The organism is Streptomyces kaniharaensis, assembly GCF_009569385.1.
Lineage (GTDB): Bacteria > Actinomycetota > Actinomycetes > Streptomycetales > Streptomycetaceae > Kitasatospora > Kitasatospora kaniharaensis.
Genome location: NZ_WBOF01000001.1, coordinates 1 through 14,307, shown reverse-complemented (window position 1 = coordinate 14,307; position 14,307 = coordinate 1). Strand labels below are relative to the sequence as shown.

The 14,307-nt window shown below is 71.8% G+C and carries 7 protein-coding genes and 2 pseudogenes; 8 read left to right on the top strand and 1 reads right to left on the bottom strand.

Translation table 11 applies throughout. The features are described 5' to 3' along the window. The first annotated feature begins 162 nt into the window (after positions 1 to 162). The 8 genes and pseudogenes from ligA (at position 163) to F7Q99_RS00010 (ending at position 11,318) form a co-directional block, all read left to right on the top strand. Complete coding sequence (gene ligA, locus F7Q99_RS00045) at positions 163 to 2,214, top strand: NAD-dependent DNA ligase LigA (protein ID WP_407697720.1); 2,052 nt, start codon at positions 163 to 165, stop codon at positions 2,212 to 2,214. Positions 2,215 to 2,514: 300 nt separating this feature from the next. Further along, entirely contained in the window at positions 2,515 to 3,270 is a 756-nt protein-coding gene (locus tag F7Q99_RS00040; RefSeq protein WP_326846081.1) for a putative protein N(5)-glutamine methyltransferase, read from the top strand. Positions 3,271 to 3,350: 80 nt separating this feature from the next. Then, positions 3,351 to 3,623: pseudogene (locus F7Q99_RS00035) on the top strand (flavodoxin family protein); the annotation flags it as partial. Between the two features lie 120 nt (positions 3,624 to 3,743). Beyond that, positions 3,744 to 5,120 carry an IS1380 family transposase gene (locus F7Q99_RS00030; RefSeq protein ID WP_326846080.1) on the top strand — a complete coding sequence of 459 codons (1,377 nt, stop codon included), beginning with the start codon at positions 3,744 to 3,746 and terminating at the stop codon, positions 5,118 to 5,120. Between the two features lie 161 nt (positions 5,121 to 5,281). Further along, positions 5,282 to 5,731 (top strand): annotated as a pseudogene (locus F7Q99_RS00025) (flavodoxin family protein); the annotation flags it as partial. A 590-nt stretch (positions 5,732 to 6,321) separates the two neighbouring features. Beyond that, positions 6,322 to 8,280 carry an APC family permease gene (locus F7Q99_RS00020; protein ID WP_407697719.1) on the top strand — a complete coding sequence of 653 codons (1,959 nt, stop codon included), beginning with the start codon at positions 6,322 to 6,324 and terminating at the stop codon, positions 8,278 to 8,280. 60 nt (positions 8,281 to 8,340) lie between these two features. Then, positions 8,341 to 10,731 (top strand): sensor histidine kinase, encoded by a 2,391-nt coding sequence (locus F7Q99_RS42405; RefSeq protein ID WP_195910959.1) that lies wholly within the window; start codon positions 8,341 to 8,343, stop codon positions 10,729 to 10,731. Between the two features lie 161 nt (positions 10,732 to 10,892). Then, positions 10,893 to 11,318 (top strand): hypothetical protein, encoded by a 426-nt coding sequence (locus F7Q99_RS00010; protein WP_153459490.1) that lies wholly within the window; start codon positions 10,893 to 10,895, stop codon positions 11,316 to 11,318. A 45-nt stretch (positions 11,319 to 11,363) separates the two neighbouring features. Here F7Q99_RS00010 and kdpB read toward each other — a convergent pair whose 3' ends face one another. Continuing rightward, the gene (gene kdpB / locus F7Q99_RS00005; protein WP_153459489.1) at positions 11,364 to 13,547 is read right to left on the bottom strand and encodes a potassium-transporting ATPase subunit KdpB; all 2,184 of its coding nucleotides are present in this window, start codon (positions 13,545 to 13,547) and stop codon (positions 11,364 to 11,366) included. Positions 13,548 to 14,307 lie beyond the last annotated feature (760 nt).

Genomic DNA, 14,307 nt, shown 5'->3' with positions numbered 1-14,307 from the left:
CCCGCTTCGGGCACTCCGCGACAACCTGCCCGGCCACGGCAAACCGACCAGCACCGCACCGCTCGGCCCTCGCACGGAACCCAGGGGACCCGGCCGCATCGACACCAAGCCGCACAGCCGGCTCCGGCTCGAATGTCAGTGCGGGTCGCCATGATGGCAGGTATGAAGGACGCAGCCACCATGGCCTCTCCCGCAGCCCTGACCTCCCCGGAGGCCTACGCCGACGCCGTCGCCACCGCGGTCCGGGCCGCCGCGGCGTACTACGCCGACGGCGACACCCCGCTCGGCGACGACGAGTACGACGCCCTGGTCCGCGCGGTCGAGGCGTACGAGCGCGAGCACCCGGACGAGGTGCTGCCCGAGTCGCCGACCGGCAAGGTCGCCGGCGGCGCGGTGGTCGGCGACGTCCCGCACAGCGCGCCGATGCTCTCGCTCGACAACGTCTTCTCGGCCGAGGAGCTGGAGTCCTGGGCCGCCGGCCTGGAGCGCCGCCTCGGCCGCCCGGTCGCCGCCTGGTGCGTCGAGCCGAAGCTGGACGGCCTCGCCGTCGCCGCCCGCTACCGTTCCGGCCGCCTCACCCAGGTGCTCACCCGCGGCGACGGCCTGGCGGGAGAGGACATCACCCACGCAGCCGACGCCGTCCTCGGCCTGCCCGTGCAGCTTGCCGAACCGCTCGACATCGAGCTGCGCGGCGAAGTCCTCCTCACCCACGAGCAGTTCGAGCAGGCCAACGCCGTCCGCACCGCCCACGGCGCCACCCCGTTCGCCCACCCGCGCAGCGGCGCCGCCGGCACCCTGCGTGCCAAGGACCGCCCCTACCGCGTCGAGCTCACCTTCTTCGCCTACAGCGCCCTCGGCCTGCCCGGCCTCGGCCACGCCGACCTGTTGGCCCGCCTCGCCGAGCTCGGAGCCAACACCGCCGTCACCACCGACGCCGCACCCCGCCGCTGCGCCACCCTCGCCGAGGCCCAGCAGCGCATCGACGAGATCGCCGCCCTGCGCGCCGCGCTGCCGTTCGGCATCGACGGTGTCGTCGTCAAGGCGGACGCGGTGGCCGACCAGGAGGAGGCCGGTTCCGGCTCCCGCGCGCCGCGCTGGGCCGTCGCCCGCAAGCTCCAGGCACAGCACAAGGTCACCCGCCTGCTCGCCGTCGAGTGGAACGTCGGCCGCACCGGGATCATCGCGCCCCGCGCCGTCCTCGAACCGGTCGTGATCGACGGCGTCACCGTCACGTACGCGACGCTGCACAACCCGGCCGACATCGAGCGCCGCGGCCTGATGATCGGCGACCAGGTGTTCGTCTACCGGGCCGGAGACGTCATCCCGCGCGTCGAGGCGCCGCTCGTCGACGAGCGCACCGGCGACGAGCAGCCGATCGCCTTCCCCGAGGTCTGCCCGCGCTGCGGCGACGCGATCGACACCTCCGAGCAGCGCTGGCGCTGCGTGCGCGGCCGGGGCTGCCAGGCCGTCGCCTCGGTGATCTACGCGGCCGGGCGCGACCAGCTCGACATCGAGGGCCTCGGCGGCACCCGGGCCGTCCAACTGGTCGAGGCCGGCCTGGTCTCGGACATTGCCGACCTGTTCACCCTCACCCGGGAGCAGCTGCTCACCCTGGACCGAATGGGCGAGACCAGCGCCGACAACCTGCTCGCCGCCATCGAGACCGCCCGCAGCCGGCCGCTGAACCGGGTGTTCTGCGCGCTCGGCATCCGCGGCACCGGCCGCACGATGTCCCGCCGGATAGCCGCCCACTTCGGCAGCATGGTCGCCATCCGCGCCGCGGACGCCGAGGCGCTGGCAGGAGTGGACGGCATCGGCGTCGAGAAGGCCGCCGTGATCGTCGCCGAACTCGTGGACGTGGCAACGCTGTTGGACAAGCTGGCGGCCCAGGGCGTCGGGACGGCGGTCAGCGAGCCGGCCGCACCCGCCGCCGCCTCCACGGACGCGCCCGAGGCGGGCCCGCTGGCCGGCCAGAGCGTCGTCGTCACCGGCGCGATGACCGGTGCCCTCGCGGACCTCTCCCGGAACGCGATGAACGAGCTGATCGAGCGCGCCGGCGGCAAGGCCTCGTCCTCCGTCTCCAAGCGCACCACCCTGCTCGTCGCGGGGGAGAAGGCCGGCTCGAAGCGGGCCAAGGCCGAGGAGCTCGGCATCCGGATCGTGACCCCCGAGGAGTTCGCCGTGCTGGTAGCCGACCACCTGGACGTCGACTGACATCGTAGATCCACCCGTCGCAGCGGTGCGGTAGGGTGGCCGACGTCGAGTATGACCGCGACTCAGGGAGGTGGGACCCATGACCGGTAGCTCCGAGCGGGTGCTCCCGGGTCCGGCCGTACGGGCGGCGCGTCGCGCAGCCGGCAAGCAGTAGCCAACGGGCAGCAGCCGGTAGGTTGCGCGGTCTCGCCCGGACGGTGGCGGCCCTCGCGGGGCCCTGACGGAGTCGTTCAGCTTCATCTCGATTCCCTCAAGGGGTTCTCTTTGTCGGTCTTCCCTTCCGCAACCCTCCGTTCCTCCGTGGTGTCCCGCCTTCGGGCCGCCGGTTGCGTCTTCGCCGAGGACGAGGCGCGCATCCTCCTCGCCGCCGCCGCCACCCCGGCCGACCTCGCGGCGATGGTCCGCTCCCGTGCAGAGGGCCACCCGCTGGAACACGTCGTCGGCTGGGCCGAGTTCGCGGGCCTGCGGATCGCCGTCGACCCGGGCGTCTTCGTGCCGCGCCGCCGCAGCGAGTTCCTGGTTGCCACGGCCGCCACGCTCATTGGCCCGGACGCCCTGGTCGTCGACCTCTGCTGCGGCAGCGGCGCCCTCGGTGCCGCCGTCGCCGCCGCCGTCCCGCACCCCGTCGAGCTGTACGCGGCCGACGTCGACCCGGCCGCCGTCCGCTGCGCCCGCCGCAACCTCGCCCCGTACGGCGGCCGGGCCTACCACGGGGACCTCTTCGCGGCCCTGCCCGTCCACCTGCGCGGCCGGATCGACGTCCTGCTCGCCAACGTCCCCTACGTCCCCACCGCGGACATCGACCTCCTGCCCCCCGAGGCCCGCCTCCACGAGGCCCTGCCCGCCCTCGACGGCGGCACCGACGGCCTCGACGTGCTCCGCCGCGTCACCGCCGACGCCCCGCACTGGCTGGCCCCCGGCGGCTCGCTCCTCTTCGAGAGCAGCGAACGCCAGATCCCCGACGCCCTCGCCGTCTCCCGCGCCGCCGGCCTGGACGCCGCCGCCTCCTGGCACGAGGACCTCGACGCGACCGTCATCACCGCCGCCCGCCCGTAGCCCACTACTCCGATCGGCCGCCTGCGCCCGCGCAGGCGGCCCCGCCCTGCTCAACTGTTCCCATGACGGAACCTCCCGCGATGACCGGCACCACCACCTCCTACAACGACCTGCGCGCCCTGGTCATCAACTGCACGCTCAAGCGCTTCCCGGAGCGCAGCCACACGCAGGGCTTGATCGACGTCAGCACCGGCATCATGGAGCGCCAAGGCGTGCAGGTCGAGGTGCTCAGGGCGGTGGACATCGACATCGCGACCGGCGTGTGGCCGGACATGACGGAGCACGGCTGGGAGACCGACGAGTGGCCGGTCATCTACTCGAAGGTGATGGACGCCGACATCCTCACGTTAGCCTCGCGCTTTCACGAAGTGGGCTGTCCGGCAGGTGATCAGCAAAGCAGAAAGTGCCTCTGACCTGCGAGAATAAGGATTGTCTAGGCCCTTGTTCCCGCACCAGCCGGAGGCACTTCCCAGGTGAGTAAGCGTATCGGGTCGTATCCGCGTGTGCGGGTGTCGGGTGGCGGTGGCGGGATTGTCTCGCAGGCCGGCGGGGTGCTGCTGGTGGAAACGACCCGAAGAACAGGGCTGGCTGATGCGCTGTCTGCGGCGCTCGCGCCGTGGCGCAAGCCCAGGGCGGTTCATGACCCCGGCAAGATCCTGTTGGATCTCGCGCTGACAGTGGCATTGGGCGGGGACTGCCTGGCGGACGTCGCGATGCTGCGGGCCGAGCCCGCCGTGTTCGGGCCGGTGGCATCGGATCCGACTGTTTCCCGCCTGGTCGACACCCTGGCGGCGGCTGGACCCAAGGCACTGACGGCAATCCGCCGTGCTCGGGCCGAAGTCCGCGAGCGGGTCTGGCGGTTGGCCCGCGAGGCGGCCCCGGACGCGGGCGGCGAGGTGATCGTGGACATCGACGGCGTGCTGGTCATGGCGCATTCCGAGAAGGAGCACGCCGCCAAGACCTGGAAGAAGACGTTCGGCCATCACCCGCTGTTCGCGTTCGTCGACCACGGCCGAGACGGGTCCGGGGAACCTGTCGCCGGCCTGCTCAGGCGCGGGAACGCGGGCAGCAACACCGCCGCCGACCACATCGAGGCCGCCCGAATGGCCCTGGGCCAGCTGCCGAAGAAGTACCGGCGTGGACGCCACACCCTGATCCGCGCCGACTCCGGCGGCGGCACCCACAAGTTCCTCAACTGGATCACTGCACGCGGAAGGTGGCTTTCCTACTCGGTGGGGATGACCATCACCGACGCCATCCACCAGACCGTCCTGCTCGTGCCGGCCTCGGCCTGGACGCCCGCGATCGGGCCGGACGGCGAGATCCGGGACGGCGCCTGGGTGGCCGAACTCGCCGGGGACGTCCTCACTGGCTGGCCGAAGGGCATGCGGCTGATCGTCCGCAAGGAACGGCCGCACCCCGGAGCCCAGTTGCGCTTCACCGACGCCGACGGAATGCGGCTGACCTGCTTCGCCACCAACACCGCCCACGTCCCGATCGCCCACCTGGAGCTGCGGCACCGCCAGCGCGCCCGCGCCGAGGACCGCATCCGCGCCGCCCGCGACACCGGCCTGCGCAACCTCCCCCTCCAAGCGGCCGCGCAGAACCAGGTCTGGCTCGAGATCATCCAGCTCGCGCTCGACCTGCTCGCCTGGATGCCCATGCTCGCCCTCACTGGGCCCGCCCGCCGGTGGGAACCCAAACGCCTGCGGCTACGGCTGTTCTCCGCCGCCGCCCAACTCGTCACCACCAGCCGCCGCCGCGTGCTCCGCCTCGCTCGACACTGGCCCTGGACCGATGTGATCACCAGCGCCTTCGAACGGCTACAAGCCCTGCCGAACCCGGGCTGACCAGCGTCGATGCCCTATCCCAGCCAGCAACTGACCCTCCCCGGAGACGTGGAACCCGGCGCCCACCCGACGCGACAGCCGGGCCACAGGCATCCTCGCCACCGCCAGAAAGCCGAAACGGCCCGCCGGATGAACCGACGGACCGTCACGAAAGATCGAGGTTAGCCGGGCCTGTCTGGCTGGGAGATAACTCGTCAGTGATGAAGAAGGTCATCGAGCGCCTGTATGCCTGCTCGTCGATCCTCAACTCCGATGGCCAGTACGCCTACTACGGCCGGGTCGGCGGCTGTCTGATCACCGGCAACGAGGACGGCGCCAAGCATTGCGCGATGAACGTCCTCTACAGCCTGCAGCACCTTGGTTACGTCATCCCGCCGCAGGCCGACGCCGGCTGGGTCGGCGAGGCCGGCCCCGGCCCGTCCTACCTCGACCCCGGCTCCGGTGGGCCGGAGAACGATTTCACCAACCGCAACGCCACCTTCATGACCTGGAACCAGCTCCACATGGCCCGCATGCTCAAGGACGCCGGCGGCATCCCGGCCCACGGCAACCAGCGCTCGGAGTGGGACGCCGGCTGCCGCTTCGACTTCGAGAACCCCGAACACCGGTGAGCCGCCGCCCTGGTCCGGCGCACTGGCCGCATGCGTGTGTTTGGTGGCCGGGCACGCTCTCGTCGTCGAGGCACTGGGGGCAGGCCAGGTTGCAGCGCACGATCGGGGACCAGCACATGCTCAGCGGGTAGTCGGGCGCGAAAGCGGCCGGGTCTGCCAGGGGCCAGGCGGCGACCTGCTGGTCGTCCAGGGCAACGCAGCCGGTGGGGAGCGGCGCCAGAATCGCGCCTGTGCTCACATAGTGCCTGAGCAGCACCGACAGATCGGTGATCGGCTGACGATTCATCAGGCTGATCACCGCCGCTCTCTTGAGCCACAGGGCCGGCGCGAAGCCCAGCGCGTCCTCAGGTCCAGCGCTGACAACCGGCGAATCCGGACCAACCCTGACAGGCCTTCCGATGCCGGGTCATGGGAAGCCCGGCGGCCGGAGTGCGAAGCGCAGGGAGGTGTTGGTGAGGTAACCGCGGCGGCTGGACCAATGGGGGTACACCGGGCGAGCGGATACCGAGAGTGCAGCGGCTGGTCGCATAGCCTTTCGCCCTGCCGCCGCCTCGGTGGCGCCGGTATCGGGACGTGGACAGGGGCGCAGGGTGAGTTCGTCGGGTGCGGCCGCGTCGACGCGGCGGGCGAGGTTCCGGGCGTGGCTGCTGGCAGGCCTGTCCGACATGGCCAAGCAGCACCCGGGGCCGCACGCGGAGGCGCCGGTCGAGCACAGGGGCCAGCGCTGGTGGCGGGTGATGTGCCTGACCGGTCTGGACTACTTCTCCACGCTCGGCTACCAGCCCGGCATCGCGGCGCTCGCGGCCGGGCTGCTGTCGCCGGTGGCGACGATCGTGCTGGTGATCGTGACGCTGTTCGGCGCGCTGCCGGTGTACCGGCGGGTGGCGCAGGAGAGCCCGCACGGTGAGGGGTCGATCGCGATGCTGGAGCGGCTGCTGTCGTTCTGGCAGGGGAAGTTGTTCGTCCTGGCGCTGCTCGGGTTCGCGGCGACGGACTTCATGATCACCATCACCCTGTCGGCGGCGGACGCGACCGCGCACCTGGTGGAGAATCCGAGTCTGCACAGCGCGCTGTCCGGCAAGCAGATGCTGATCACCCTGCTGCTGGTCGCGCTGCTCGGCGGGGTCTTCCTGAAGGGGTTCAGCGAGGCTATCGGCCTGGCGGTGTTCCTGGTCGTGGTCTACCTGGCGCTCAACGTCGTCGTCGTGGTGAACGGGCTCTGGCACGTGCTGCAAGCCCCGCACGTGGTCACCGACTGGGCGGACGCGCTCACCGCCGAGCACGGCAACGTGCTCGCGATGATCGGCGTCGCGCTGATCGTCTTCCCGAAACTGGCGCTCGGCCTGTCCGGCTTCGAGACCGGCGTCGCCGTGATGCCGCACATCGAGGGTGATCCCGAGGACACCGAGGACAAGCCCACCGGGCGGATCCGGGGCGCCCGCAGGCTGCTCTCCACCGCCGCGCTGATCATGAGCGCGTTCCTGATCACGACGAGCTTCATCACCACCCTGCTGATCCCCAAGGCCGCGTTCGAGACCGGCGGGCAGGCCAACGGCCGCGCCCTGGCGTACCTCGCCCACCAGAACCTGGGCGGCACCTTCGGCACCGTCTACGATCTGTCGACCATCGCGATCCTCTGGTTCGCCGGCGCGTCGGCGATGGCGGGCATGCTCAATCTGCTGCCGCGCTACCTGCCGCGGTACGGCATGGCGCCGCACTGGGCGCGGGCGGTGCGGCCGATGGTGATCGTGCTGACGCTGATCGGGTTCCTGGTGACATGGATCTTCGACGCGAACGTGGACGCCCAGAGCGGCGCGTACGCGACCGGTGTGCTGGTGCTGATCTCCTCGGCCGCCATCGCCGTCACCATCGCCGCCCACAAGGCCCGGCAGCGCAACTGGACCATCGGCTTCGCCGCGATCGCGGCGGTGTTCCTCTACACGACGGGCGCGAACATCGCCGAACGTCCGGACGGTGTGAAGATCGGTGCCTGCTTCATCGGCGGGATCGTCCTGGTCTCGTTCCTGTCCCGGCTCAAGCGGGCCTTCGAACTGCGCGTCACCGACGTGGTGTTGGACGAGGCAGCCGAGCGGTTCGTCCGCGACTACACCTACCGGCCGATGCGGCTGATCGCCAGCGAGCCGAACAACCGGGACCTGGCGGACTACCAGGAGAAGAAGCGGGAGATCCGGGCGCACCACGAGATCCCGGCCGACCTCGACCTGGTCTTCGTCGAGGTGACGGTACGGGATCCGTCCGAGTTCGAGTCGGTGCTGGACGTGCACGGCGAGGTGCTGCACGATCGCTACCGGCTGCTGTCGCTGGAGAGCTCCAGCGTCTCGAACGCGTTGGCCGCCCTGCTGCTGACCATCCGGGACCGCACCGGGCAGCTGCCGCACATCTACTTCGGGTGGACCGAGGGAAACCCGTTCAGCCACTTCCTGCGCTTCTTCCTGTTCGGTCAGGGCGAGGTCGCCCCGGTCACCCGCGAGGTGCTGCGCGAGGCCGAGCCGGACCGTTCCCGGCGCCCGCGTGTCCACGTCGGGTAGGGCATGTCTTCAAGAGGGGCGGAGCATGGACGTGGAAGCGGGGGAGGTGGCGGGGCGGCGGTGACCGGGAAGCTGCGGGTGTTCCTGGGGGCGGCGCCGGGGGTGGGGAAGACGTACGCCATGCTCCGGGAGGGGCGGCGGCTGCGCGGGGAGGGACTGGACGTGGTGGTCGGCCTGGTCGAGACGTACGGCCGTCGCGGCACGGACGAGCAGCTGGGGGACTTGCCGGTGCTGCCCCGGCGGCCGGTGTCGTACCGGGGCGTGGAACTGACGGAGCTGGACGTGGACGCCCTGCTGGCGCGCCGTCCGGCCCTCGCGCTGGTGGACGAGCTCGCTCACACCGACGTGCCCGGCGGGCGGAACGAGAAGCGCTGGCAGGACGTGCGGGAGCTGCTGGACGCCGGGATCGACGTGGCGACGACGCTCAACATCCAGCACCTGGAGAGCCTCAACGACGTCGTGGAGCAGATCACCGGCGTCGCCCAGCGCGAGACGATCCCCGACGAGGTGGTCCGGGCCGCCGACCGGATCGAGCTGGTCGATCTGAGCCCGCAGGCGCTGCGCACGCGGATGGCACAGGGGGAGATCTACGCGCCGGACCGGATCGACGTGGCCCTGGACCACTACTTCCGGGCCGGCAACCTCGGCGCCCTGCGGGAGCTGGCGTTGCTGTGGCTCGCGGACCGGGTGGAGGAGGAGCTGGCCGACTACCGTGCCCGGCACGGCATCCGGGCGCCTTGGGAGACCAAGGAGCGGATCATGGTCGCGCTCAACGGCGCCCCGCAAGGCGAGCACCTGATCCGCCGGGGCGCCCGCACCGCGACCCGCGTGCACGGGGACCTGATCGGCGTGCACGTCCGGCTGGACGACGCTACGGCGCAGCGGGAGCCGCCGGGCCTGGCGGAGCAGCGGGCGCTGCTGCGGGAGCTGCACGGCACCTTCGTCGAGGTGAGTGGCGGAGATGTGGCCCGGACGTTGGTGGACTTCGCCCGGACGGAGAGTGCCACGCAGATCCTGTTGGGGCCGACGAGTCGCAGCCGGTTGCGCGAGTTGGTCTCCGGCTCGGTGATCAACCGGGTGATCCGGCTGGCCGGCCCGATCGACGTGCGTGTGCTGCCGCCGCCCGAGCCGGGACTGCTGACCGTGCCGCCCGCGCCCCGACGCCGTCGCCCGGCGCTGGTCCCGGTTCGGCGGCGCCGGCTGGCGTGGTTGCTCGGGCCGGTCGGGGCGGTCGCGCTGGCCTGGGCGCTGTCGCCGCTGCGTGACTCGCTCGGCCTGTCCGGCGTGCTGCTGTGCCTGCTGCTGCTGGTGGCCGGGACGGCCCGGTTGGGCGGTCTGCTGCCGGCGGCGGGCAGCACGGCGGCCGGGGCGCTGGCGGCGGACTTCTTCTTCACCACGCCGTGGCACAGCCTGATGGTGGAGCGGGGTGTGGACGTCGCGGCGCTGCTGCTGTTCCTCGCGGTGGCCGGGGTGATCTCCCATCTGATCGACGGTCTGACGCGGCGCTCGCAGCAGGCGGGCCGGGCGCGAGCGGAGGCGGCGGTGCTGGCCCGGCTGGCGGGGGAGACGGTGGAGTCCGGGGCGCGGGTGCTGCCCGATCTGGTGGCGGAGCTGCGGCAGGTGTTCCAACTCGACGGCGTCGCCGTGCTGGTGCGGACGGGTGCGCTCTGGCTGCCGGTGGCCACAGCCGGGCCGGAGGTGCCGCTGCGGCCGGACGAGGCATCGTTCTCGGTCGACCTGGGCGACGACGCGTTGCTGGTGCTGCGTGGCACACCGCTCACCGAGGAGGACGCCCGGCTGCTCGGACCGTACGTCACCCAGTTGAAGCTGGCCCGGGAGCGGGAACGGTTGGTCGCGCAGGCGTCGGCGGCGGAGGTGCTCGCGCAGACCGACGCTCTGCACACCGCACTGCTGGAAGCCGTCGGGCAGGACCTGCGGGCGCCGCTGGCGGCGGTGCGCCGGGAGACCGAGCGGCTGCCTGAGCCGGCCGTGGAGCGGATCGACGCCGAGGTGGCGCGGATGGAGCGGCTGGTCGCCAACCTGTTGGACCTGAGCCGGCTGCGGGCCGGGGTCATGCCGGTGGTGCTGCGGCCGACGGCGGTGGCGGAGGTGGTGCGGGCTGCCGCGGAGGGGCTGGCGGGCGTCCGCATCGACCTCGGTTCGGGTCTGCCGCAGGTGCTCGCCGATCCCGGGCTGCTGGAGCGGGCGCTCGCGGACGTCCTGGCCTCCGGGGGGACGGCGGCGGGGGCGGTGGTGGTCGACGCCGGCGTGGTGGCCGGGCGGGTGGATGTCCGGGTGACCGCCCACGGCGGCGAGGCCGTTGCCGGGGAGCCTGCGGGTCTGGCGGTGGTGCGGGGATTCGTGGAGGCGATGAACGGCGAACTGGCCGTCGAGGAGGCTCCCGGCGGCGGTACCGCCTACGTGATCAGCCTGGCTCGCGCGGTGGCGTGATGCCGTGGCTCCGGGCTGGTCGGCGATCCGGGGCGTCAAGATCGCGTTGTGATTCCGGGCGGCGGCGTCAGGATTCCGTCAAGGCGAGGCGGCGGGGCTGCGGCCGTCGGATTGGCTGGCGTCGAACGGACTTGCGGCGAAGCTGGGACAGGACATTGCGCATGTACTCCGCCCGCCCCGGCGGCCGTCGCTACCACCCCGTCCTCGACCGCCTGCCGGTCGCAGCGTCCGGCACGGTGGCCCTGGTCGCCGGTGGCGCGCTCGCGCTCGGCCTCGGCTGGCTGGGCGAGCTGCATGCCGGCTGCTTCCCGTACGTCGCGTACGTCGGCCTGGCCGCGCTGGCAGGAGCCTTCTCCCGGCCCCTGGCCGCGCCGCTGGTCGGACTGGCCGCCTGGTTGTGCTGCAACGCCTTCGTCGAGCACCGCCATGCCGAACTCGGATGGTCGGGTCCGGGGGTGGAAGGCGGGCACTTCGCCCTGTTCACGGTGGCAGCCCTGGTGATTTCGCTGCCGGCCGCGCTGCCGCGCCGGGCGATCCGCGTCGAGCGCCTTCCGGTCGGCGAGGACTCCGGGAACCGTTTCGGCTGAGCCTGCCGCCTCCGGAGTCGCTCCGCAGGCGGCAGGCCGGGTGTGCTATCCCAGCCCCGGCACGAACTCGATCAGCAGGTCGATCGCCTTGATGCCGAGGAACGGCAGGATCAGCCCTCCCAGGCCGTACACCCGCAGGTTGCGCCGGAGCAGGTCGGTGGCCGACGCGGGCTGGTAGCGCACGCCGCGCAGGGCGAGCGGGATGAGCGCGACGATGATCAGCGCGTTGAAGATGATCGCGGAGGCGATCGCCGAGGTGGGGCTGTGCAGGCCCATGATGTTGAGGTGGTGCAGGCCGGGGTAGGCGCCGGCGAACATCGCGGGGATGATCGCGAAGAACTTGGCCACGTCGTTGGTGATCGAGAAGGTGGTCAACGCCCCTCGGGTGATGAGGAGTTGCTTGCCGACCCGGATGATGTCGATGAGCTTGGCCGGGTTGGAGTCGAGGTCGACCATGTTGCCGGCCTCCTTGGCGGCCGGGGTGCCGGAGTTCATGGCGACGCCGACGTCGGCCTGGGCGAGGGCGGGGGCGTCGTTGGTGCCGTCGCCGGTCATGGCGACCATGTTCCCAGCGGCCTGTTCCTGCCGCAGGTAGGCGAGTTTGTCCTCCGGGGTGGCCTCGGCGAGGAAGTCGTCGACCCCGGCCTCCTCCGCGATGGCCCTGGCGGTGAGCGGGTTGTCGCCGGTGACCATGACGGTGCGGATGCCCATCCGGCGCAGTTCGGCGAAGCGTTCCGCGATGCCTTCCTTGACGACGTCCTTGAGTTCGACGACGCCGAGCGCGCGGGCGCCGTGCCGGTCGTGGACGGCGACGAGCAGCGGGGTGCCGCCGGCCTCGGCGATCCCGTCGACGAGCGGCTTGGCCTCCATGGGCAGCCGTCCGCCGGACTCCACGACCCACCGGGCGACGGCGCCTGCGGCGCCCTTGCGGATGAGGCAGGTGGTGCCGTCGGGCCAGCGCAGGTCGACGCCGCTCATCCGACTGTGTGCGGTGAACGGGACGGGCCGCTGCTCGCCGAGTTCGCCGGGAGCCCTTGGCGGCACCCAGTACTGACGGTTCGTCAGTTCCATCAGTGAACGACCCTCCGGTGTCTCGTCGGCCACCGACGCCAACTGCGCGGCCTCGGCGAGCTGTTCGGTGGCGGCGCCGGGCAGGGGGTGGAGGGCGACAGCGTGACGGTTGCCGTGGGTGATGGTGCCGGTTTTGTCGAGCAGCAGCACGTCGACGTCCCCGGCCGCCTCGACCGCCCGGCCGGAAAGGGCGACGACGTTGCGCTGCACGAGCCGGTCCATCCCGGCGATGCCGATCGCGGAGAGCAGCGCGCCGATGGTGGTCGGGATGAGCGCGACCATCAACGCGACCAGCACGATGGTGGTTTGGGGCGCGTGGGCGTAGATGGCCATCGGCTGGAGGGAGACGACGGAGAGCAGGAAGACGATGGTGAGCGAGGCGAGCAGAATGTTAAGCGCGATCTCGTTCGGGGTCTTCTGCCGGTTGGCGCCCTCGACCAGGTTGATCATGCGGTCGATGAAGCTCTGCCCGGGCCGGGAGGTGATCCGGATGATCAGGTGGTCGGAGAGCACCTTGGTGCCGCCGGTCACGCTCGTGCGGTCGCCGCCGGACTCGCGGATGACGGGCGCGGACTCGCCGGTGATCGCCGACTCGTCGACGCTCGCGACGCCCTCGACCACCTCGCCGTCCTGCGGGATGACCTCTCCGGCCGGCACCAACACGATGTCGTGCAGCAGCAACTGCTCGGCGGGGATGACCTCGTGGCGCCGATCGCGGGTGCCGACCCGCCAGCGCAGCAGCCGCCTCGCGGTGGTGGCGGACTGGGCGCGGCGCAGGGAGTCGGCCTGAGCCTTGCCGCGGGCCTCGGCGACGGCCTCGGCGAGGTTGGCGAACAGGACGGTGAGCCAGAGCCAGAAGCTGATCATCCACGAGAAGACGCTGGGGTGGATGACGGCGCTGAGTGTGGTGAGGGCGGAGCCGGTTTCGACGACGAGCATCACCGGGTTGCGCGCCATGGTGCGCGGGCGGAGCTTGCGGACGGCGGCGGGCAGCGCCTCGGCGAGCTGGTGACGGGTGATGAGCCGACGACGGCTCCTCGGCGTGCTGGGCCGGTGGCTCGGGTGGTGCGGTGGCTGCTCGGGAACACGGTCCGGGCGGCGGAACCAGTTCTGCTGGTCGTCGGTGGTGGCCGGTGGGGTGAGGGCCGAACGGCGCATCGTCTCGGGGACCTTCCGGGCCGCCCGGGAGAGGGGCGGCGGTTCGGGGAGCGACGGGAACGCCGGACAGCGAAGCACCGGCTTTTCACGCGACGTGCGCGTCTTGACGCCGGCTTGGCGTGCCGAGTGGCCTCTTTGACAGTTCCCTGACGACTTGTCGGACACGCGTTCGTCAACCAGGGAGGGCCGGGCCCGCCCAGTACGCCACCCCGTGCCGCACCGGCCGGAAGCCCGCCGCCTCGGCGAGCGCCCAGCTGGGGCAACCACGCCCCCCGGACCGCTGCCTTCCCATGCTGGGCACAGGGCCTTGGCGAGTTCCGGAAACTCGACGGCGGTCGGGACCTGAGCATCAACGACGCGTCGACACTGCGTCAGGGGTTCGTCAGGGAGAGTGAACGGGCTTGCCCGGGGCATTTCGGGAAGGCTTTGATGGGGGACATGCACCGCTCGACACGCCACCACGACCGCCCGCCGCATAGCCGGCCGCGGATCGTCGCTGTCGCGGTCGTCACCGCCGTCCGGTAAGCCCGAGCTCCTTCCCGCTCGTTGCCGGCCGCGCGCACGGGCCCGGTGCCGTTCGCCAGTGCCTGTGCCGAACACCGCCGCCCGTCCCTTGCCCCAACCGGCTCCGAGTGCGGGGGGCGGGCGGTCGTTTCCTCGTATCACCTCCTTCTCGCGCCGGTGGCCCCGGAGGCGGGCGGCTTCGTGCCGCGTCGTCTCCGCACCCCGCCGGTGCCGTCCACCCTTGGAGGGGTCATGT